Consider the following 20,721-nt stretch of genomic DNA (forward strand, 5'->3'; position numbering starts at 1 on the left):
TTTATTTATAATTTTTTGGCGATTTTCTCACTTTTGTGGCATTCTCAAATGCATATCCTAATTTTAAAAGATGCTCTTCTGTAAAAGGCTTTCCTATAAAAGTAAGACTAATAGGCTCTCCAGACTCTTTATACCCCATAGGCACCGTTAAACAAGGATATTTGGCTACCGCCGCATAAGCCGCATGATAATTATTAATTGATAATACCGCATCCAATTGGTAGGTATCCATTACCCTATCAAAAAACTTTCTAGCATCTTCCTCTAAATTTTGTTTAATCTTTTCAAGTTCTTCAAGCGTTGTAGAATCTTTAACAATTCCCTGGAATAATTGTTGCCCGTAAGGGGCTCTTACAAGAGAATCTTTAAGGTTAAACATCACTACATCTTCAATACTTTCCACTTTTATATTATCTTTTGCATAGGTTCTAAAGTACTTTGGAAGGTCATATTTCATATCAATATTCAACAAAGTTAAAAATCCTTCCAACTGGATATCTTCGGGTTCAAATTCAACTATCTCTACGCCTTCTATTTTTAATTTTTCAATGGTTTCGCTGTAGATTTTATTTTCCAAAAGTGGCTTTAGCACACCCATTTTTTTTCCTTTAAGAGAAGCTTTTAATAAGTTTTCTAGATAGTCCTTGTTGGTTTCAATAGATGCTGCATCTGTCTTATCTTTCCCTAACATTGCGTTGAGAAAAATAGCATTATCTACAACACTCTTAGTCATTGGCCCTGGAGTATCTAGTGTACTTGAGATTGGAACAATACCAGACCTACTAAGCAATCCTATAGTAGGTTTTAATCCTACCACTGAATTTTGACTTGAAGGAGACAGAATAGAACCAGCCGTTTCTGTTCCAACAGCAACCACTGCATAATTAGCAGCTACCGCAACTCCACTTCCCGAGCTTGAACCTCCCGTTTCAAACTTTTTTCTTCCATAGGGATTTAAGGTTTGTCCGCCTACTGCGCTATACCCTAAAGGGCAACCACTACAGAAATAATAAGCCCATTCGCTTAAATTTACTTTTCCTAAAATAAGTGCACCAGATTCTTTGATTTTACTGGTTATAAAAGCATCCTCCGTATAATTATCTTTCAGTACAAAAGCACCTGCGGTGGTAGGCATCCCTAAGGCACCAATATTATCTTTTAAAAGCACAGGCATGCCATACATTGAGTACAAATCAACATCTTGTATATTTTCATCTTTTTCTTTTGCTTGTTTAAGTACATCAGGATTTAGTGCTATGATTGCATTTAGTGAAGACGTATTATCACTTTCATATTTTCTAATTCGGTATAAATAAAAGAGTATTAATTCTTCATAAGTTAACGTTCCGTCTTTGATTTGCTTTTGCAATTCTGGAATATTCTTTTCAAGGATACTCGCTTTTAAACTTTCGTATTTCTCATTTCCAAAAGCGGATAGTGCTGTTTCAAAAGGTTTCCAAAATAAATTTTTGTCTACAAATTTTGAGTTCAGCAATTTAAAGCGCATTCTAGCTATCTCGTGGGTTTCTTGTTCTTCTAACTCTTCAGTTTCATCATAAGAAGACCAGACCACAGGATCTTCTACTATCTTAGATTCTTGTTTACACGCCACTAATAACAATACTAAGAGAAGGTATTTAAAATAATTCATAACAAAAAGATTTATTGTTTGTGCGGACTCAGTCCCATATGATTTTCTAAAAAGTAAAAAGTTTCTTTTGTAACAGAAGAGATATCTTTTGAAATAGTGTGTGATGCCAAAACGTGATGTCCCGCCTCTGCAAATGCTTTTTTATGTTTAGCTGATTCTGGTGTTCCAAGTTGGTCAAACATTCTTAACATAGCCGCTACAGAAACTACTTTATCTTGTTCTTCTTCATTTTTAAAATAATACCCCATAAAAACAGGCTGCTTGACTTTTTCAAACGTTTTAGGAACCATCGTATAATTCAATAATACCTGAAGCTGGGGTAATGCTTCTACGTTATATCTGTGAGTCCAAAATTTTCTTCTAACAGCATTCACCTGAAATTCATAATAATCGCCATTGATCATTCTTGCAAATTGTAAACCCCAGGGGCCTCCTAACAATTTTGCAGCAGAAGCATACAACTCAATGTTAGGTGAATACATAATAATTCCAGCTATACAAGGGTTTTCTCCGGCTAAATACAATGCTAAAGAAGCGCCAGTTGAAGTAGCAATCACTATTACTTTATCTCCTAATTTTGAAGCAATGGCAACGGCTTCCTTGGCTGAATCCATTAATTTTACTGCTGTCAGATTTCGCATACCATTTATACCCTTAAAACCATGACCTTCTAAGCGAGGTAGGTAAAGATTACAATGATATCTTCTTGCTGTTTCTGTGTGCAGCGGAGCACCTTCTTCACTACTAGCAGACCAACCATGTAAATATACAATACTGTATTTGGTTTTGGAAGGCACGCTATCTGCCCAAATAATCTTAGATTCATTACCCGGTTTTAATTTATTACTATAACGAGCTTCTTTATCCTTAACCATCTCCTCCAGCTCTGCGAGATCTTCTGAGACTTCTGGCAGAAGCGGACTCAAGGACTTAATGGAAATTACAGGGCCTGAAAAATACAGAACTAAAAGCACTCCCATTAAAATGATTATTCCTCCTATCAAGTAAAGCATTTGTTTCATCAATTAATGAGTTTCACCTTCCACTTTTTTATGTTGTACATATTTATTCTAACAAATTCATCTTTACCCAATGCTTGTGACATCTTCAATGAATTTTCAGCTGAATTTATCGCTTTTTTATATTGCCCTAAAGAGGCATAAACGAGAGAACGTACCCTGCTAATATAGTATTTTGAACCTTCAAGAGTTTCAGCTTTCTTTAACCAAATAAGACTTTGATTTAATTGTTTATTTTGCTCTTGTAAATAACGAGCTGCCTGATAGAAGCTAGTTGCATTTGGATTGTTTTTCAATTGTTTTTCTATTTCTTCCATCATAAGCAGGTGGGTGTTCAATTTAATAGGAATGCGAATACGCGTATATGCCCACCTCCAATCCATATAAAGCGATTCATAACCTATTTCATTAAAACTTATAGTGAAATTTTCCTGAAAATCTTTGATTTCTTCTGGACTCACTTCTATTCTAAAAGCATCTTCTGCCGGATTGTACTCTTCTCTTCCATCGCCCCAATGTGATGTGTTTTTATGGAAAACAATCTCCCATATATTTTCTTTAGGAAAAGCATACAAAGCATAGGTACCTGCCCGAAGCTTATTCCCCATAATGGTTACTTCTTGGGAAATTGTTAGCTTGGTAGACTCATTAGCGCCAACCCGCCAAATTCTTCCATAAGGAACCAATTCTCCAAAAATTTCTCTACCTCGAACCGCAGGTCTTGAATAATCAACTATAAAATTGGTGAGCCCTGCTTCTTGCTGGATTATTGCATGAGGACTAGACTTTGGGTGCGTAATTTGTGCATTTGTGAATGTTCCGAAACATAAGAATAAACCTATTAAAGAAAAATTTCGGAACATTTTTGAAGTCTTAGTTTGCCAACTTTTATTAAAATTATTTGAAAAACGAATCTACAAATTCGTATTTATTAAATATTTGTAGATCTTCTATCCCTTCACCTACTCCGATATACTTGACAGGAATTTGAAACTGATCTGAAATACCTATTACAACGCCACCTTTGGCAGTTCCATCTAATTTAGTTACCGCAAGAGAGGTAACCTCGGTTGCTTTGGTAAATTGTTTTGCCTGTTCAAAAGCATTTTGCCCTGTAGAACCATCTAGTACCAATAGCACTTCATGGGGAGCATCTGGAACCACTTTTTGCATTACCCTTTTCACTTTAGTTAGTTCATTCATTAAATTTACCTTATTATGAAGACGTCCTGCCGTATCAATAATCACTATATCTGCATCTTGAGATACCGCAGATGTAAGTGTATCAAAAGCAACTGATGCGGGATCACTACCCATATTTTGACTTATAATAGGAACTTGCACTCTGTCTGCCCATATTTTTAACTGATCTATAGCCGCTGCTCTAAAAGTATCTGCTGCTCCAAGCACTACTTTTTTACCTTGTTTTTTAAATTGATTTGCTAATTTACCTATCGTAGTTGTTTTTCCTACACCATTCACCCCTACCACCATAATAACATAAGGTTTTTGGTTGGTATCCAATTCAAAATCTGTAGCTTCACCGCTATTAGTTTCAGAAAGTAGTGCCGCGATTTCTTCCCTTAAAATTTTATTGAGCTCTTCTGTTCCTAAATATTTATCTCTTGAAACTCTGGCTTCTATGCGTTCTATAATCTTTAGTGTTGTATCCACACCTACGTCACTACTCACCAATATTTCTTCGAGATTGTCTAGCACCTCGTCATCTACCTTTGATTTTCCTGCAACTGCTTTACTTAGTTTAGAAAAAAAACTGGTTTTTGATTTTTCAAGCCCTTTATCTAGGGTTTCTTTTTTATCTGATGAAAATATCTTCTTAAATAGACTCATTGATAGATTATATTCTATTGGGGATTCCCCGGTTGATTGCTCAAAGATATAAAACAAAAAGCTACTTTCATTACGAAAGTAGCTTTGCTATATCTGAAAATAGATGGTATTATTTTTTATTCAACCAATCGTTCACTGCCTCTGGTGACATTACCGATTCTACAAAAACATAAGCACCTGATTTAGGAGACTTAACCATTTTTATAGCTTTGGTCAATCTTTTAGAAGAAGTCTGTAATGTTGCTACTGTTTTCTTTGCCATGACACTTACTTATTTAATTTCTTTATGAACAGTCATTCTCTTAAGGATAGAGTTGAATTTTTTAATTTCCAATCTATCTGGAGTATTTTTCTTATTTTTTGTAGTTATGTAGCGTGAAGTACCTGGCTTCCCAGACTCCTTGTGCTCTGTACATTCCAGTATTACCTGAATTCTATTGCCTTTTTTTGCCATTTTGTATCTCTTTACTTATTACTTGATAAACCCTTTTGCTCTCGCTTCTTTGAGTACCGCTGTAATACCTTTTTTATTTATATTTTTTATTGCCGAAGTTGAAACTTTCAGGGTAACCCAACGATCTTCTTCTGGTATATAAAAACGTTTTTTGGTAAGATTGGCGTCAAATCTGCGCTTGGTCTTATTCATTGCGTGAGAAACATTATTTCCCACCATTGCTTTCTTTCCTGTAAGTTCACAAACTCTAGACATGTACTTAGTATTTTTCGTTATTTCAAAACAGGGTGCAAATTAACGAATTTTTTAACTCTCAGACAAATAAGAATTCTCAATTTTTCAAAATTTCTTTTTGCAACAATTCAAAAGCCTTATTTACTGCTTTATTTACCACTTTTTCTCGGTGATTTCCTAAATTGGCTCCCACAGAGAAAACACCAGCAGGACTTGCAATAGCGATATACACCATACCTACCTCAGCATCAGCATCTCCTTTAGATGGGCCTGCATTACCCGTTGTAGCGATTGCATAATCTGTATGCATTATTTTTTTTACTTGTATAGCCATTGCCTCAGCAACCTCCGCACTGACAACAGAATATGTATCAATGAGTTCTTGTGAAATGCCTAACACTGTAGTTTTTATATTTGTTGCATAAGAAACAATACTCCCTAAAAAATAAGCAGATGCCCCAGGAACAGAAGTGATTCTTTCTGCTATCATTCCTCCAGTACAGCTTTCTGCCGTTGCCAATGTTTGTTTTTTTTCGGTTAAAATTCGCCCAATAAGAACTTCTATGATTTCATCATTCTCATAGCCATAAATAATATCGCCTATAAGTTCATGAAGTTTATTCACTTCTTCTTTAATAGCCGTTTCTATAAGTTCTTTACGATCACTTTTAGCAGTTAACCGAAGTCTAACCTTGCCTAAATTAGGAAGGTAAGCTAATTTTACAAAACTTGGCAGGTTTTCTTCCCAATGCGCTATCCTTTCTGCTATTGCGCTTTCTCCTAAACCGTACGTTAATACTGTTTTATGAAGTATATAAGGACGCTGGAAATGTTTTTGAATCTTGGGAATCACATACGTACTCATCAAAGACTTCATTTCATACGGGACTCCTGGTAACGAGACAAACACCTTATCTTCGTGTAACAACCACATACCGGGTGCTGTACCATACAAATTCATTAATACTTCTGCTTTAGAAGGAACCAATGCCTGAGCTCTGTTTATATCTGAAATTGGTGTACTTATATATTTTTCAAATAAACCTTCTACATGCTTTAAAACCTCATCATTCTGCACCAATTTATCTTCAAAGAATTCACAGATGGTATGTTTTGTGATGTCGTCTTTTGTAGGTCCCAGTCCACCAGTAATTATAACTATGTCTGCTCTAGAACTCGCCTCACTAAAAGAATTTAGAATATGCTGTTTTTCATCCTGTACAGATGTAATCTGGAATACAGAAACCCCAATTTTATTGAGTTCTTTTGCAATAAAAGCAGAATTGGTGTCCACTATTTGCCCTATCAGGATTTCATCACCAATAGTAATTATTTCCGCATACATTAGAGACTAAAATTGTCTTTTAGCTGATGGATTGCTTTATGAACACTGGCTTCCACCTCTGGAAAAAGAGCATTGATAACTTCCATATCTTTATCCCCTTTTCCTTGAGTCTCTATAGCTAACACTTTTATTCGTGTATCTTCCATACCCAAAAGATCTACATTAGGTTTCATTTTATGAGCATGCTGGTAAATATCTTCAAAATTTTCATTTTCAACGGCATTTTTAAGGTTACTCAAGTCTTGAGGTGTTTCTTCTAAGAAAACACTTATCACAGAGAGAATAAATTCTTCGTCTCCTCCGGATAGTTCTGTAAGTTTATCTAAATTATAAAGCATTTTTATTTAATATAAAGGGAGAATATTTTTTTCTTTTCAATAAAGCCTTCAAGATAATCATTAGCTACGACTTTACCAACCCCCGCGGGGGTTCCTGTAAAGATCACGTCTCCTATTTTTAAGGTAAAATAAGAAGACACGTAGGCAATAAGCTCATCTATTTTCCAAAGCATCAACGAAGTATTACTATTTTGAACGGTTGTACCATTTTTCTTTAAACTAAAATTAACATTCTGAAGATTATTAAATTCTGTCTTAGGAAGCCATTTTCCTATAACAGCAGAGCCATCAAACCCTTTTGCTTTTTCCCATGGCAAGCCTTTTTTCTTCAAATCACTTTGTAAATCACGAGCTGTAAAATCAATACCCAGTCCAATTTCATCATAATAATTATGAGCAAATTTTTGGAAAATATGCTTACCTAGTTTCTTTATTTTTATCAGAATTTCAACCTCATAATGAACATCATTTGAAAAATCAGGTAAATAAAAATCCTGCTGCTTAGGCAAAATAGCAGAATCAGGCTTCATAAATACTACTGGGTTTTCCGGTTTTTCATTTGCGAGTTCTTTGATATGCTCTGCGTAGTTTCTTCCTATACAAATAAGTTTCATATTGGTTGTAATAAATCAATTAAGCTTGTTATTAAGTTTTCGAAGTTTAATATTTGTTAATACCTTTTTTGTGTACAACGGAAAATCTGCGTTAAGCAACCAACCAAAATATCCTGGCTCCTGCTCCATAACATCTTCTACTTTTTTACCTTTATGCTTCCCAAATGAGAATATCTCTTCATTGTCTTTATTGTAAATGATATATCCCGCAAAGTCTGCGGCGTGTTTTCGTTTAGTAAACTCCGATAATTGCTTCATATCATTCTCAATATCATCATATCTATCCAATTGTGATTTTAAAACTTCGTAGGTTGCCATTGTATCAGCTTCCGCACTATGAGCGTCTTCAAGGTCTTTGTCACAATAAAATTTGTACGCAGCAGATAGCGTTCTCTTTTCCATTTTATGAAAAATTGTTTGAACATCTACAGACACTTTGTTTTTCATATCAAAATCTATATCAGATCTTAGCATTTCTTCTGCCAAAAGCGGGATGTCAAACCTATCTGAATTATAGCCTGCTAGATCGCTATCCTTAATCATTTGATATATTTGGTGGGCCAGTTCTTTAAACGTGGGTTCCCCAGCTACTTTTTCATTTGTAATTCCATGTACGGCAATTACATTATCTGGAATTACCATTTCTGGATTAACAAGCCATGTTTTACTTTCTTTATTTCCATTGGGAAATACTTTAAGAATAGATATCTCAACCACTCTATCTTTTGCTACGTCTGTACCTGTAGTTTCCAAGTCAAAAAAACATATAGGCCTAGTTAATTTTAATTCCATATCCCCAAATTTATAGCGCATAAAGATACGCATTGATTGGCGAATGCTTTAAGTTATTCATCAAACAATATTTCAAAAAAAATATCATTTCCATACATACACCATCAATAGTACCTAAGTTCACTTATTTTTTAAGTAAAGTGTATTTTATTACAATTGTCATTATTTTTTAAGAATTATTCAAAATATTATGAACTAATTAACCATATATTAAGTTTTTTAAGTACATTTATAATAAACTCTTAAACTTAATTTTCCTACTTGCTGGCCCACTCCAAACCAAAATAAAGCTTTAAGCTTTACTGAACATTTAATGGAAGGTTTATATGTATTATTATCTGTGTTATATCAGCACTGCAACTTATGATTTCACAAATCATCAATTGAAAAGTTTATTATTAGAAAGTAGACAAAATAATGAGCGCAAAGGAATTACGGGTATGCTAATTCATTTTGATGGTAATTTCATTCAATACATTGAAGGGGATAAATATGATGTGACAAACTTATTTGAAACCATCAAAAGCGATTTAAGACATCGATCCATCTATAAAATTACTAGCGGAATTACAAGGGAAAGAAAATTCAAAAACTGGAATATGGCATTTGAGAGACTGGGTATTAGGGATGCTGAAAAAATTCCAGGTTTTAAAATGTTTAATTCTAAAACATTACTTGAAGAGTTTCCTTCAACTGAAAATCATCCAGGAATTATTTTGCTAAGATCTTTTATGAACCAAAATAAGAAATATAACAGTATCATATAAAATATTGACTGCGATTGAACTTGGCCAAAATTATAAGCCTGTTTTTATTTTGTGAAAACAGGCTTATTCATGTTTCTATTTTAAATGTCTCTATCAGAATCCCAGGCTTCAAGATACTCTGCAACTCTTTTTACAAACATTCCGCCTAGAGCACCATTTACAACTCTATGGTCATAACTATGAGATAAAAACATTTTATGACGAATTCCAATAAAATCTCCTTCCGGGGTTTCTATTACGGCAGGTACTTTTCTTATACTTCCTAAAGCCAAAATACCTACTTGCGGTTGGTTTATAATAGGAGTTCCAAATACACTGCCAAAGGTCCCAACATTGGTTACGGTATAAGTTCCATCTTGAATTTCATCTGGCTTAAGTTTATTTTCGCGGGCTCTGCTAGCAAGATCGTTTACTTTTTTAGCTAAACCAACTAAGTTTAACTGATCTGCATCTCTAATGACTGGCACAATAAGATTCCCATCTGGCAAAGCAGCTGCCATACCCAAATTGATGTTTTTTCTTTTAATGATGCGGTCACCATCTACAGACACATTCATTAAAGGAAAGTCTTTGAGTGCTTTTGCCACCGCTTCCATAAAAATTGGAGTAAAGGTCAATTTATCCCCTTCTCTTTCCAAAAATATTTTCTTTGCTTTATTTCGCCAATTGACAACATTTGTAACATCTACCTCAACAAAACTCTGTACATGTGCTGATGTATTGATACTCTGACGCATGTGATGAGCTATAAGTTTACCCATTCGTGTCATTTCTATCACCTCATCTTGACCATTAACAGAAATTGGTTGTGGTGTGGACACCACTGATTTTTCAGAATTCATCGCACTTGAAACCTCACTAGATTTAACCTCTTGTGCGGCGGGTGCGACACCTCTGCTTTCAATATATGCTAATATATCATTCTTTGTTACCCTGCCATCTTTACCTGTACCCGCAACTTGTTCTAATTCCTGCATGGTAACGCCTTCTTCCTTGGCGATATTTTTTACCAATGGAGAATAAAATCGGTCTGAAATTTCAAAGTTAAGCGGCTCTGAAGTCATTTCTTGAGCATTAGTAAGCAGTTTAGAAGCAACTTCAGCGTTGGCTTCAACAACTTCGCTTTCTGGTTGTATGGCGTCTTTTAATTCTTCTTCAATTTCACCTTCTATTTTAATAACCGCTAAAACTTCACCCACTGCAACCACATCATCCTCCTTAAAACGTTTTTCTACGAGAACCCCTTCTACTTCACTTGGCACCTCAGAATCTACTTTATCAGTAGCAATTTCAAGCACGGCTTCATCCATCTCAATGGTATCCCCCACTTCTTTAAGCCAGTTCGTAATAGTTGCCTCTGCAACACTCTCTCCCATTTTCGGTAATTTGAGTTCAAAATTTGCCATATCAATAATAAGAAAGTCTTTTTTTGTTTTAAGATTGCGAAATTAATTAAAAAAATGAAATATTTTTAAATTATATCTAATTCTCTTAATATTATTGTTTTTGTTGAGTATTTCATTAAATATAGATGATTTAGACCTCAAATTAGCATTTATATTAAATGATTTCTAAGCCTGTTAAGAACTTTTAAGCGAATTCTCAAAAGGAATTCTATGCAATATACTCCGTCCTAAAGTCACTTCATCTGCAAACTCAAGTTCATCTCCTACAGATACCCCTCTTGCTAAAGTAGAAGTGGTTATATTTAAACCTTCTAACTGCTTATAAATATAAAAGTTAGTGGTATCTCCTTCCATAGTAGAACTCAATGCAAAAATAACTTCTTTTATCTCTTGATTTTTTACCTTATTAATTAATGGACCGATAGTAAGGTTATGCGGGCCAATACCGTCTACAGGTGATATTTTTCCTCCCAATACATGATAATGCCCTTTAAAATGACCCGTACCTTCAATTGCCATTACATCACGAATGTCTTCCACCACACAAACTGTTGAAGTATCCCTTTTAGGATTGGCACATATCTCACATAATTCTACATCAGAAATATTGTGACAATTCTTACAATATTTAATTGTCTTTCTCAAAAGTTGTAAAGCATTGGCTAATTTATCTGTTCGATCTTCGGGTTGCCTTAAAAGGTGAAGCACCAGCCTCAAAGCAGTTCGCTTACCTATTCCAGGCAACTGCGACATTTCATAGACCGCATTTTCTAGAAGTTTAGAAGAAAATTCCATGAAGACAAAATTACAACTTTTAAATATATCCAAGTTCATATTTGTACAGGAGTTTGTATTTTGCAACTCTAATTCTAACCTATGAAACCCTTTCATATCTTGCTGCTTATTGCAGTTTACTTTGCTGTATTAATCTTTATTTCATTTCTCACAGGAAAAGAAGATTCAAACGAAGATTTTTTTAAAGCAAAAAGATCGTCTCCATGGTACATTGTAGCATTTGGTATGATTGGCGCATCGCTTAGTGGCGTTACATTTATTTCGGTCCCAGGCTGGGTTAAAGATGCTCAATTTAGTTACATGCAAGTGGTTTATGGGTATTTGGCTGGTTACTTTGTAATTGCTTTTATTTTATTGCCTATTTATTATAGGCTTAATGTTACTTCCATTTACGAATATCTCGCAGATAGATTTGGCACCTATAGTCATAAAACTGGTGCTTTTTTCTTTTTTATCTCTCGTATTATTGGAGCTTCTTTCCGGCTTTTTCTGGTAGCCACAGTATTACAATATTTTGTGTTTGCCAGTTGGAACGTTCCTTTTCCAGTAACCGTTATACTTTCAATACTACTTATTTGGATCTATACTTTTAAAGGAGGCATTAAAACTATTGTTTGGACAGATACTTTACAAACCTTATTTATGTTAACTGCAGTAGGATTAACTATCTATATTATTTTAGGTGAACTCAATTTATCGCTAAACGATTTCTTGAATAATCCTAAACTAACTAATTACACGAAAACTTTTTTTACAGATGATATCAACTCAAAAAAGCATCTGCTTAAATCATTTCTTGGGGGTATGTTTGTTACCATATGTATGACGGGTTTAGATCAAGATATGATGCAAAAAAATCTTACCTGTAAAAGTCTAGGCGATTCCCAAAAAAATATGATCACCTTTAGTTTTGTGCTTATTTTTGTGAATCTTGTTTTCCTTGGGTTAGGAGCATTACTTTTTGTCTACGCAGAAACAAATGGTATTCCAATACCATTAATGGATGGTAAACCCAAAACGGATTTATTATTCCCGGAAATAGCTCTAAATCAAGATTTGGGAATGGGGCTGGGAATTATTTTTATTTTAGGGCTTATTGCCGCTGCATACAGCAGTGCAGATAGTGCACTCACCTCTTTAACCACTTCATTTTGTATTGATTTCTTGAAAATTGAACAAAGAGAAAAGAAAACTCAAAAATCGCTGCGAAAAAAAGTACACGTTCTTATGAGTATGGTTCTTGTTGTGGTGATTATCTTGTTTAATTATATTTTAGAAAAAAATGTCATAGATGGTCTTCTTACCGTAGCCGCTTATACCTATGGACCTCTATTAGGCCTATTTGCCTTTGGAATAGTAACAAAATATAAAATTAAAGATTCTTTTGTACCCATAGTGGCTATTACATCTGTTATACTAACCGCCTTCCTAGGTTACCTCCCTAAAGAGTCGCTAGGAGGTTATGAATTTGGTTATGAATTATTGATTATCAATGGGTTATTTACCTTTTTGGGACTAATATTGATTCGTAGAAAGCATGACTAATGTGCAAGCCTCCTCTACCTTTATATTATTAACTTCTAATAGTTTATAAAACTCCATATTCTCTGTACCTGGATTAAAAATCACCCGTTTAGGCTTTAATGATATTATATATTGATAATAAGATTCTTGCCTTACAGGGTTCAAATAGAGGGTTACCGTTTCCACATCAGTATACTGAATTAATGTGTTCACAACAGTAACATCCAAAACCTCGCCCTCACGCATTCCAAAAGCTACCACTTCTTGATTTTTTTTTCGCAAATTCCTAATTGCCATATTAGAATATCTATTTGTGCTCAGAGAAGCGCCCATTACGAGTGTTTTTGCCATTTGTTAATTTTTGTTAAAGAATGTTAATTGCTGTAACATAGTTTGCTATAAGTCGTCAATTCAATATGAACTTAACGCAAGTTAGGGAATCATCATCAATCAAAAAACAATCAAACCAATGAAAAAATTAGTAATGCTTATCGCATTGTTATCATGCTATGCGATACTTGCACAAACCGCTCCGGTAGAGCCAATTCGTATTGGTACTGTTTCCGGGAAAGTAATAGACAATATCCTTAAACAACCTGTGAGTTATGCTGCAGTTGTAATTAAATCACTTGCAGACCAAAGTACTATTACTGGTGGAATTACAAAAGAAGATGGATCTTTTCAAATTGAAAAACTTCCTGAGGGCAAAATGATTCTTGAAATCCAATTTATAGGTTATAAGACCTTTAAAAAAGAAATAGAAATATCCAGACAAAATAGAGATCTCAATCTGGGCATCATCATCATTGAAGAGGAGGTTGCCGCGCTAGAAGGAGTAGAAGTTATTGCAGAGAGATCTACTATTGAACAAAAAATAGACAGAAAGGTAATAAATGTAGGTAAAGACCTTACCACTGCCGGAGCTACAGCGGCAGATATTATGAACAATATTCCTTCTGTAAATGTAGATCAACAAACGGGAAACATCACCTTGAGGGGAAATTCTAATGTGCGAGTTATGGTAGATGGTAAGCTCTCCAATGTTCCAATTGCACAGCTGCTTCAACAGATACCATCTTCTTCTATAAAAAGCATTGAGCTCATTACCAATCCCTCAGCAAAATACAATCCAGAAGGAATGAGCGGTATTATTAACATTGTGCTTCACCGTAATGCAAACATTGGTTTCAACGGAACTATAAACATGGGATTAACTCAAGGAATAGAAGCAAAATTCAATACATCTCTAGATCTTAATTACCGTAATGGCAAATTTAATGTGTATGGAAATATTGGTACCAATATAGGAAAGTACATCAATGATGGGCATATTTTTAGAGTAGTAGAAAATTCGGAACAATTTTTTGATTTCTTCAACAACAATAAATCGTATTTGTATAAAATAGGATTTGACTTCTACATTAATGATAAAAATACTTTTTCGTTTTTCACCAACCAGAATATTTTTGATGGGAATGGTAGAGGTATTACAGATATTAGATATTACAATGGCGATTTCCCTGATGAAAAACAGTTTTTCAACAATATCAACTCAAATCAGAGTGAGCAATACAATTTTGATTATAAATTAGAGCTCGAAAAAGAAGGTCATAGTATTGAGCTGGAGGTTGATTATAACCGATTCAGCAGTAACGAAGATGCCGGTTTTGACTTTGAAGGAGGCACCGGAATTATTCCAGATTACAAAGATTTTGTTGACACAAAAAGAGATCAGACTTTTGTTAATCTTGATTATGTAAATCCGTTATCAGAAAAATCAAAACTAGAAGCTGGATTAGAAGCTCGTTATTTCAATACGAATGTGGACTATGAATCAACAGGGCTTACCTTTAATTCTAATGGGGTGCTTAGACCTACTCCGGACACGGAATTTGATTACAAAATGGATATTTACTCAGCGTATGCAACATTTGGTCAGAATTTTGAAAAATGGTCTTATCAGGTAGGTGTGCGCGTGGAAGATGTACAAGTAAAAGCAGATACAAATGTTGTGCGTGCTTTTACAGATAAATACACGCAGATATACCCATCAGCATTCATCACATACAAACCCTCAGACGAGAATCAATATCAAATAAGTGTGAGCAGAAGAGTAGATAGACCAGGGCTTGAGCAGGTAAATCCAATACGTGAATGGGCAACTCCTCTTATTTCATCGTTTGGAAACCCACAACTTATTCCGCAATTCACAAACTCTATTGAAAGTAATTACACCCGAAGACTTAAAAAGGGAAGCATTACTGCAGGAATCTTTTATCGCAGAATTGAAGATGAAATCAACAGAGCTGTCTATTTAGATGAATTAGATGAAAATAAATTGATACTTACTTTTGACAATTTTGATAATAATTCATCGTATGGTTTTGAGTTATCTAGTAATTATAAACCCACAAAATGGTGGAATTTTAATGCCAGTTTTGATTTTTTCTCCCAAAAACAAAGGGGATTTGTAGGAACAGAACAGGTGGAAATTAACAATACTGCCTGGAATGCTCGTATGAATAATAATTTTATAGCAACCAAGAAACTAACTTTCTCTGTTTTTGGTTTTTACAGAGGCACCAACAAAACCTTACAGTTTGAGATGAAGCCTATGTATTTTGTAAACTTAGGGGCGCGTTACTCTTTTGCAGAACGCAAAGGCACTATTAGTTTTAATTTGAACGATATTTTTAACACCATGCAGTTTGCTTTTGACGGGCAGCGGCCTTTTAGACAAGTTGGAGACTTTAATTGGGAAAGCAATACTATTTATGTAGGCCTTTCTTATAGATTTGGTAGTGGTAAAAACAGGGCGTTACGAAGAAAAAACAGAGATGATAATACCAAGAGAGGAAGTGGGGGTATTTTATAATGTATAAATATGATCTTAGCAATTTTTATAGTTGATGGTTAGTTTTTTAATTGCTAAGATTTAAAAATCCGAAGAGAAATTTCTCTTCGGATTTTTTTATTCCATTCATTAATCGTAATATTGCTATATAGACATAAACAAATCATGGGAATTACAAAAACTTCAATTTATACAGATGCGCAGAATGATCTTGCACTCCTTGCAAAAGCGATAGCCCACCCTGCAAGAATTGCAATTCTGCAACACATTATAAAAACACAGGCCTGTATTTGCGGAGATCTTGTGAATGAGATTGGATTAGCCCAGCCAACCATTTCACAACATCTAAAAGAACTTAAGCATGCCGAAATTATTAAAGGTTCCGTAGAAGGCACCAGTATTTGCTATTGCATTAATACCCAAAAATGGAATCAAATAAAAACTCAATTTTCTAATTTTTTTGAGACATTTAAAACCGATAACAGCACAAATTGTTGTTGAATAATTCCTTATAATAAATTTTAATACTTATGAAAACAAACACATTTCCGCGGATGCATGCATCTTTATATGTAAGCAATCTCGCCGCTACAATTAATTTTTATACCGCATTTTTTGGCAAACCCGCCGACAAAATAAAGTCTGGATATGCAAAATATATTCTTGAAGAACCTTCTTTAATCATCTCATTTATAGAAAATCCGGAAAGGGTTCAGGCAAATTTTGGTCACTTTGGTTTTCAAGTTGCTACTAAGGAAGCGCTTGAAAAAAGACTTGAAATTGCTAAAAATTATAACCTTATAGATCGCGTTGAAACTGGCACCGCTTGTTGTTATGCAGTACAGGATAAGTTTTGGGTTAATGACCCAGATAATGTGCAATGGGAAGTTTACTATTTTCATGAAGATGCAGAATTCAATGACCCCAAATATGAGTTATCAGATACCAGCGCTTGCTGCCTGCCCGCAGAAGAAAAGGAAACTAATATAGCAACTTCAGACTGCACTTCTGATTGTGCCTGTAATTAAATCATTTATAACTTTATGAAGAAAAATATTTTGGTCTTATGCACAGGTAATTCTTGTAGAAGCCAAATGGCGCATGGGTTTCTGAACCATTTTGGTCATGAAAAATTTACGGTATACAGTGCCGGAGTTGAAATACATGGTTTGAATCCATTTGCAATGGGTATTATGATGGAAGATGGTATTGACATAAGTAGCCATACCTCAAATCATCTTGATGAGTATACTAATATTACTTTTGATTATATCATTACAGTATGCGATCACGCAAAAGAAAGTTGTCCTGTATTTCCCTCATCAGCTATAAAATATCATCACAATTTTTCAGATCCATCTAAGGCTAATGGAACTGCCAAAGAAATTATTGAAGCCTTTAGAAGTACTCGATCAGAGATTAAAAAATGGTGTTTAGATTTTATAGAGAAGAATCATTAGGCAGTACGTCTCTAATTAATAAATCCGCTCGAAGTATTAAATACTTCAGCGGATTTATTATTCCACAGTTAAAACGATCTATTTAAAGCATACCTACCACTTAATGATTGCACTACCCCAGGTAAAACCACTACCAAAGGCAGCTAAAACCACTGTATCGCCTTCCTTTATTTTCCCTTTTTCCCATGCCTCTGTTAACGCTATAGGAATAGATGCTGCTGTTGTATTACCATAATACATGATATTATTGTAGACCTGATCATCTGATAATTGAAATTTCTTTTGTACGAATTGAGAAATCCTAAGGTTTGCTTGATGAGGAATTAACATATCTATATCTGCTGGAGTAAGACCATTTGCCTGAAGACCTTCCATAATTACTTCACTAAAGCGTACCACGGCGTTTTTAAATACAAACTGGCCGTTCATATATGGTGTAAAAGAAGTATCCTCCGGATCATTATCTTTAATAATATCTGTTACCCATCTTTTCCCCATTCCAGGAGCAATAACCGTTAATTCCTCTGCATGCTGACCTTCAGAATGCATATGTGTAGATAAAATACCTTTAGAATTATCTGTCTCTCTACTGACAACTGCGGCACCAGCTCCATCGCCAAAAATCACAGAAACTCCTCTTCCACGAGTTGTCATATCCAATCCCGCAGAATGTAATTCTGAGCCTATCACTAAAACATTCTTATACATGCCTGTTTTTATAAACTGATCTGCCACAGAAAGTGCATAAATAAACCCTGAACATTGATTTCTCACATCAAGCGCCCCAACAGTATCAATTTCTAAATCTCTTTGCACTAGTACCCCTGGTCCTGGAAAATAATAATCTGGACTCAAAGTTGCGAATATTATAAAATCTATATCATTTTTTGAAATGCCTGCTCTGTCAATAGCTATTTTAGCAGCTTTAACACCCATAGAGGTGGTAGTATCTGTACCTGGTATTACATGACGTCTTTCTTTAATACCAGTTCGCTCCTGAATCCATTGATCATTGGTATCCATTAATTTTGACAGATCATCATTAGTGACCACATTATCGGGTACATAATATCCCAATCCTGTTATTTTCGAATTATACATTTTATGATTTTCTATATACTGTTAATACTTCACTTGAAACTACAATTGTTTTAAAACAACTTTGCAATTTAAGCAATATTACTAAATCTTTATTTAGGGTTTAATTGACTAGTAGCCTAAGAACTAAAAAAAAGTAGCAAAATTAAGAAGTAGTCAATCTAATCAAGGTATTTTCTAAAATTATTCACCTCAACTTTCGCTTTGAGATCGTGAAGTAAATTATATAAGCCAAAAAATGTACGGTTTATATATAGGAAGTGTCTAGATCCTCTATTGCCATTCATTTTTTTGATTTGATCATCTTTAGAGTATCGTTGACTTAAGTCAGTAATCTTGTCCCAGAATATATCACTACCAAAATCAAAAGTATCTGAATTAAAAGGAGACGTAAATAGACTTAACATTTCCTTGAATAATGCTTTGAAAAATTTTAATTCAGACGGAGAATCTTCTTTTTTAAGAATCTCCAACTCGTACATTTTCTCCATGAAGATTACATCATTCTCAAAATTTTCTTTGACCGCCAATTCAAAATAAGGAATATAGAAGTCTTCTGGAATCTCTTTAATACAGCCAAAATCAATTGCAATTAATGAATTTTTATCACTCACAAGAAAATTTCCTGGATGAGGATCTGCGTGTACTTTTCGTAAAATATGCATTTGAAACATATAAAAGTCCCAAAGCGCTTGCCCAAGCATATTTCCGGTTTTTTCACTAAAACTCGTTTTTGTGTATTGGCTCAAATGCAAACCATTCATCCAATCCATTGTAATAATTCGCTCACTTGACAACTCCGGATAATAAGAAGGAAACTCCATATTAGGAATAACAGAACAAGCATTGGTTATTTCTTGACTCTGCTTAATTTCTAAAATATAGTTGGTCTCTTCAATTAATTTATCTTCTACTTCTTTAAAATATTTATCAGAATCTTTTCCTTTTAAATTAAACATTCTAATTGCAATAGGTTTCACAAGAGCCAAATCACTACTAATACTTTCGGCTACTCCTGGATACTGTATTTTTACAGCTAAATCTTTCCCATCTTTTGAAGCCTTATGTACTTGACCTATGCTGGCTGCATTGATTGAATCTGGTGAGAAGGTATCATAAATTTCCTCAGGATATTTTCCTAAATATTTTTTAAATGTTTTTCTAACTAATGGGGCTGACAAAGGCGGTACAGAAAATTGAGCCAACGAAAATTTTTCAACGTAAGCACTTGGAAGCAGACTTTTTTCCATACTTAACATTTGTGCTACTTTCAACGCACTGCCTTTTAAGCTTTTTAACCCGTCATAGATATCTTCAGCATTGTTCTCATTTAATTTATCTTTATTAACTTCAGGATTGACTAGTTTTTCACCATAATATTTTAGGTAATTACCACCAATTTTCACTCCCGTTTGCACCAATTTTCCGGCACGTTCTATTTTACCTGTAGGTATTCTATCTAATGTTTTCAATAGCAGTTGTTTAGGCCTTGTTTTCTTTCCATAAAAATTTTCCGAAATCTAAAATACTATCTAGAGGTGTATTATCAAATACATCAAAAATGGTATTAACTGACTTCTCTATTGCGATGTCGGTTTTTTCAAACCCTGATGAAGTATCCTCCATCCAAAATTTCAGTAAAAACAAAAACTGCAACCAAGCACCTTCTGAAAATATCTGTGGTGAACGCTGTGTAATTTTAAAAGCCTTATCTGCATTTCTTTCATCAATCAATTCTGTTGCATATTCTTTAATATGGACTCTTAAACCTTTAAGTTGATCCAAATTTTTTAGCATATTTTTATGGGAATGCAGCACATAAAGAATATAGCTTCTATTGAGTGTAAGATTTTCAAAGAAGGTAAAAAAGAACGCAAGCATTTTTTCGCGGTTTGCATACTGCTCATAATTTTTATCTTTCTCAATAACATGCAATGTTTGTGAATAAAAATGCTTCCAAATAAACTTTTTTAATGCATCAATTGAACCAAAGAATTTATAAAATTGCGCTTCCTCTATTCCTATTTCTTTGCATAGTTTATAAACCGATTTTGGCTCCTTTTCATGTTCCAGAACAAATTGCATATAAGCTTCCATTATTTTAGATGCGTCTGGCTTGGAATCTGCCTTTTTCTTTGTCGCTGCCATAATTTTTTATTTAAAACAAAAGTACAAAATGTTTGATTATTTGATAATAAGTTTCAACAATATTTAACATGAAATACAGTAATCTCAACATTATTTTGCAAAAAGAAAAAGCGCACTTACAAGAATAAATGCGCTTTTTAACAACCTAACCAATAAATAAACAAACCAATTATAGGAATTTTAAATTTTTTCTTTTCATAGCAATTCTAATCCCAATAACATGGTGTAAATATACATAATGTTTAAAGGATATGCAAATATGTTAAACAATTTTATATGTTAAACTTTTCCGAAAATAAAGTATCAACTTATTAAATGACAACTTGGCAGAAAATTCACCTATGGTACTTTTTTTGAAACCTTGATGTATG

At 34.1% G+C, this 20,721-nt stretch carries 23 protein-coding genes; 6 read left to right on the top strand and 17 right to left on the bottom strand.

Annotated elements, in window-relative coordinates:
• Position 1: 1 nt before the first annotated feature.
• From WBG07_RS04285 to WBG07_RS04335, 11 genes are all read right to left on the bottom strand, one after another.
• Positions 2-1,651: an amidase family protein gene (locus WBG07_RS04285; RefSeq protein WP_340199253.1), complete on the bottom strand. Its 1,650-nt coding sequence runs from the start codon at positions 1,649-1,651 to the stop codon at positions 2-4.
• A gap of 11 nt (positions 1,652-1,662) precedes the next feature.
• Complete coding sequence (locus WBG07_RS04290; protein WP_340199255.1) at positions 1,663-2,673, bottom strand: alpha/beta hydrolase; 1,011 nt, start codon at positions 2,671-2,673, stop codon at positions 1,663-1,665.
• Positions 2,673-3,533 (bottom strand): DUF2911 domain-containing protein, encoded by an 861-nt coding sequence (locus tag WBG07_RS04295; protein ID WP_340199256.1) that lies wholly within the window; start codon positions 3,531-3,533, stop codon positions 2,673-2,675. The genes WBG07_RS04290 and WBG07_RS04295 overlap by 1 nt, the downstream gene beginning before the upstream one ends.
• Positions 3,534-3,567: 34 nt before the next feature.
• Positions 3,568-4,521 carry a signal recognition particle-docking protein FtsY gene (gene ftsY / locus WBG07_RS04300; protein WP_340199257.1) on the bottom strand — a complete coding sequence of 318 codons (954 nt, stop codon included), beginning with the start codon at positions 4,519-4,521 and terminating at the stop codon, positions 3,568-3,570.
• A 109-nt stretch (positions 4,522-4,630) separates the two neighbouring features.
• The gene (locus tag WBG07_RS04305) at positions 4,631-4,783 is read right to left on the bottom strand and encodes a DUF4295 domain-containing protein (protein WP_340199259.1); all 153 of its coding nucleotides are present in this window, start codon (positions 4,781-4,783) and stop codon (positions 4,631-4,633) included.
• 9 nt (positions 4,784-4,792) lie between these two features.
• Complete coding sequence (rpmG, locus tag WBG07_RS04310; RefSeq protein WP_340199260.1) at positions 4,793-4,975, bottom strand: 50S ribosomal protein L33; 183 nt, start codon at positions 4,973-4,975, stop codon at positions 4,793-4,795.
• Between the two features lie 18 nt (positions 4,976-4,993).
• Positions 4,994-5,230, bottom strand: coding sequence for a 50S ribosomal protein L28 (gene rpmB / locus WBG07_RS04315; protein ID WP_340199261.1), 237 nt, complete (start codon positions 5,228-5,230; stop codon positions 4,994-4,996).
• Positions 5,231-5,306: 76 nt separating this feature from the next.
• A complete protein-coding gene (locus tag WBG07_RS04320) occupies positions 5,307-6,554 on the bottom strand; it encodes a competence/damage-inducible protein A (protein WP_340199262.1) in 1,248 nt (415 codons plus the stop codon).
• A complete protein-coding gene (locus tag WBG07_RS04325; protein ID WP_340199263.1) occupies positions 6,554-6,892 on the bottom strand; it encodes an Hpt domain-containing protein in 339 nt (112 codons plus the stop codon). Before WBG07_RS04325 ends, WBG07_RS04320 begins: the two co-directional genes overlap by 1 nt.
• A gap of 2 nt (positions 6,893-6,894) precedes the next feature.
• On the bottom strand, positions 6,895-7,506 hold the full coding sequence (locus tag WBG07_RS04330; protein ID WP_340199264.1) for a fumarylacetoacetate hydrolase family protein: 612 nt from the start codon (positions 7,504-7,506) through the stop codon (positions 6,895-6,897).
• Positions 7,507-7,521: 15 nt separating this feature from the next.
• Complete coding sequence (locus tag WBG07_RS04335) at positions 7,522-8,298, bottom strand: exonuclease domain-containing protein (protein WP_340199265.1); 777 nt, start codon at positions 8,296-8,298, stop codon at positions 7,522-7,524.
• A 326-nt stretch (positions 8,299-8,624) separates the two neighbouring features.
• Here WBG07_RS04335 and WBG07_RS04340 point away from each other — a divergent pair, with 326 nt between their 5' ends.
• Entirely contained in the window at positions 8,625-9,065 is a 441-nt protein-coding gene (locus WBG07_RS04340) for a BLUF domain-containing protein (RefSeq protein WP_340199266.1), read from the top strand.
• 80 nt (positions 9,066-9,145) lie between these two features.
• Here the strand turns inward: WBG07_RS04340 and WBG07_RS04345 are convergent, their stop codons facing one another.
• Together WBG07_RS04345 and recR are read right to left on the bottom strand one after the other, a co-directional pair.
• Positions 9,146-10,471, bottom strand: a complete 1,326-nt coding sequence (locus tag WBG07_RS04345; RefSeq protein WP_340199267.1) for a dihydrolipoamide acetyltransferase family protein — start codon at positions 10,469-10,471, stop codon at positions 9,146-9,148.
• Between the two features lie 174 nt (positions 10,472-10,645).
• Positions 10,646-11,266 (bottom strand): recombination mediator RecR, encoded by a 621-nt coding sequence (recR, locus tag WBG07_RS04350; RefSeq protein WP_340199268.1) that lies wholly within the window; start codon positions 11,264-11,266, stop codon positions 10,646-10,648.
• Positions 11,267-11,347: 81 nt separating this feature from the next.
• Here recR and WBG07_RS04355 point away from each other — a divergent pair, with 81 nt between their 5' ends.
• Complete coding sequence (locus tag WBG07_RS04355; RefSeq protein ID WP_340199269.1) at positions 11,348-12,811, top strand: sodium:solute symporter; 1,464 nt, start codon at positions 11,348-11,350, stop codon at positions 12,809-12,811.
• Here WBG07_RS04355 and WBG07_RS04360 read toward each other — a convergent pair.
• Positions 12,782-13,141, bottom strand: a complete 360-nt coding sequence (locus WBG07_RS04360) for a CoA-binding protein (RefSeq protein WP_340199270.1) — start codon at positions 13,139-13,141, stop codon at positions 12,782-12,784. The two genes, WBG07_RS04355 and WBG07_RS04360, sit on opposite strands and share 30 nt — an antisense overlap.
• A 118-nt stretch (positions 13,142-13,259) precedes the next feature.
• Between WBG07_RS04360 and WBG07_RS04365 the strand changes: the two genes are divergently transcribed.
• From WBG07_RS04365 to WBG07_RS04380, 4 genes are all read left to right on the top strand, one after another.
• Positions 13,260-15,665, top strand: a complete 2,406-nt coding sequence (locus WBG07_RS04365) for a TonB-dependent receptor (RefSeq protein WP_340199271.1) — start codon at positions 13,260-13,262, stop codon at positions 15,663-15,665.
• Between the two features lie 144 nt (positions 15,666-15,809).
• Positions 15,810-16,145, top strand: a complete 336-nt coding sequence (locus WBG07_RS04370) for an ArsR/SmtB family transcription factor (RefSeq protein ID WP_340199272.1) — start codon at positions 15,810-15,812, stop codon at positions 16,143-16,145.
• 29 nt (positions 16,146-16,174) lie between these two features.
• A complete protein-coding gene (locus WBG07_RS04375; RefSeq protein WP_340199273.1) occupies positions 16,175-16,672 on the top strand; it encodes an ArsI/CadI family heavy metal resistance metalloenzyme in 498 nt (165 codons plus the stop codon).
• Between the two features lie 15 nt (positions 16,673-16,687).
• Positions 16,688-17,104: an arsenate reductase ArsC gene (locus WBG07_RS04380; protein WP_340199275.1), complete on the top strand. Its 417-nt coding sequence runs from the start codon at positions 16,688-16,690 to the stop codon at positions 17,102-17,104.
• Positions 17,105-17,197: 93 nt separating this feature from the next.
• Here the strand turns inward: WBG07_RS04380 and WBG07_RS04385 are convergent, their stop codons facing one another.
• The 3 genes from WBG07_RS04385 to WBG07_RS04395 all read right to left on the bottom strand — a co-directional run bounded on the left by WBG07_RS04385 (position 17,198) and on the right by WBG07_RS04395 (position 20,350).
• Positions 17,198-18,205, bottom strand: coding sequence for a 3-oxoacyl-ACP synthase III family protein (locus tag WBG07_RS04385; protein WP_340199276.1), 1,008 nt, complete (start codon positions 18,203-18,205; stop codon positions 17,198-17,200).
• A gap of 158 nt (positions 18,206-18,363) precedes the next feature.
• Positions 18,364-19,674, bottom strand: a complete 1,311-nt coding sequence (locus WBG07_RS04390; RefSeq protein ID WP_340199277.1) for an ABC1 kinase family protein — start codon at positions 19,672-19,674, stop codon at positions 18,364-18,366.
• 10 nt (positions 19,675-19,684) lie between these two features.
• Positions 19,685-20,350 carry a TetR/AcrR family transcriptional regulator gene (locus WBG07_RS04395; protein WP_340199278.1) on the bottom strand — a complete coding sequence of 222 codons (666 nt, stop codon included), beginning with the start codon at positions 20,348-20,350 and terminating at the stop codon, positions 19,685-19,687.
• Between the last annotated feature and the right edge of the window lie 371 nt (positions 20,351-20,721).

The organism is Ascidiimonas meishanensis, assembly GCF_037782385.1.
GTDB lineage: Bacteria > Bacteroidota > Bacteroidia > Flavobacteriales > Flavobacteriaceae > Ascidiimonas > Ascidiimonas meishanensis.

Coding starts and splice junctions, on each gene's coding strand:
- WBG07_RS04285 (WP_340199253.1), bottom strand. CDS start 1,651: ATGAATTATTTTAAATACCTTCTCTTAGTATTGTTATTAGTGGCGTGT.
- WBG07_RS04290 (WP_340199255.1), bottom strand. CDS start 2,673: ATGAAACAAATGCTTTACTTGATAGGAGGAATAATCATTTTAATGGGA.
- WBG07_RS04295 (WP_340199256.1), bottom strand. CDS start 3,533: ATGTTCCGAAATTTTTCTTTAATAGGTTTATTCTTATGTTTCGGAACA.
- ftsY (WP_340199257.1), bottom strand. CDS start 4,521: ATGAGTCTATTTAAGAAGATATTTTCATCAGATAAAAAAGAAACCCTA.
- WBG07_RS04305 (WP_340199259.1), bottom strand. CDS start 4,783: ATGGCAAAGAAAACAGTAGCAACATTACAGACTTCTTCTAAAAGATTG.
- rpmG (WP_340199260.1), bottom strand. CDS start 4,975: ATGGCAAAAAAAGGCAATAGAATTCAGGTAATACTGGAATGTACAGAG.
- rpmB (WP_340199261.1), bottom strand. CDS start 5,230: ATGTCTAGAGTTTGTGAACTTACAGGAAAGAAAGCAATGGTGGGAAAT.
- WBG07_RS04320 (WP_340199262.1), bottom strand. CDS start 6,554: ATGTATGCGGAAATAATTACTATTGGTGATGAAATCCTGATAGGGCAA.
- WBG07_RS04325 (WP_340199263.1), bottom strand. CDS start 6,892: ATGCTTTATAATTTAGATAAACTTACAGAACTATCCGGAGGAGACGAA.
- WBG07_RS04330 (WP_340199264.1), bottom strand. CDS start 7,506: ATGAAACTTATTTGTATAGGAAGAAACTACGCAGAGCATATCAAAGAA.
- WBG07_RS04335 (WP_340199265.1), bottom strand. CDS start 8,298: ATGGAATTAAAATTAACTAGGCCTATATGTTTTTTTGACTTGGAAACT.
- WBG07_RS04340 (WP_340199266.1), top strand. CDS start 8,625: ATGTATTATTATCTGTGTTATATCAGCACTGCAACTTATGATTTCACA.
- WBG07_RS04345 (WP_340199267.1), bottom strand. CDS start 10,471: ATGGCAAATTTTGAACTCAAATTACCGAAAATGGGAGAGAGTGTTGCA.
- recR (WP_340199268.1), bottom strand. CDS start 11,266: ATGGAATTTTCTTCTAAACTTCTAGAAAATGCGGTCTATGAAATGTCG.
- WBG07_RS04355 (WP_340199269.1), top strand. CDS start 11,348: ATGAAACCCTTTCATATCTTGCTGCTTATTGCAGTTTACTTTGCTGTA.
- WBG07_RS04360 (WP_340199270.1), bottom strand. CDS start 13,141: ATGGCAAAAACACTCGTAATGGGCGCTTCTCTGAGCACAAATAGATAT.
- WBG07_RS04365 (WP_340199271.1), top strand. CDS start 13,260: ATGAAAAAATTAGTAATGCTTATCGCATTGTTATCATGCTATGCGATA.
- WBG07_RS04370 (WP_340199272.1), top strand. CDS start 15,810: ATGGGAATTACAAAAACTTCAATTTATACAGATGCGCAGAATGATCTT.
- WBG07_RS04375 (WP_340199273.1), top strand. CDS start 16,175: ATGAAAACAAACACATTTCCGCGGATGCATGCATCTTTATATGTAAGC.
- WBG07_RS04380 (WP_340199275.1), top strand. CDS start 16,688: ATGAAGAAAAATATTTTGGTCTTATGCACAGGTAATTCTTGTAGAAGC.
- WBG07_RS04385 (WP_340199276.1), bottom strand. CDS start 18,205: ATGTATAATTCGAAAATAACAGGATTGGGATATTATGTACCCGATAAT.
- WBG07_RS04395 (WP_340199278.1), bottom strand. CDS start 20,350: ATGGCAGCGACAAAGAAAAAGGCAGATTCCAAGCCAGACGCATCTAAA.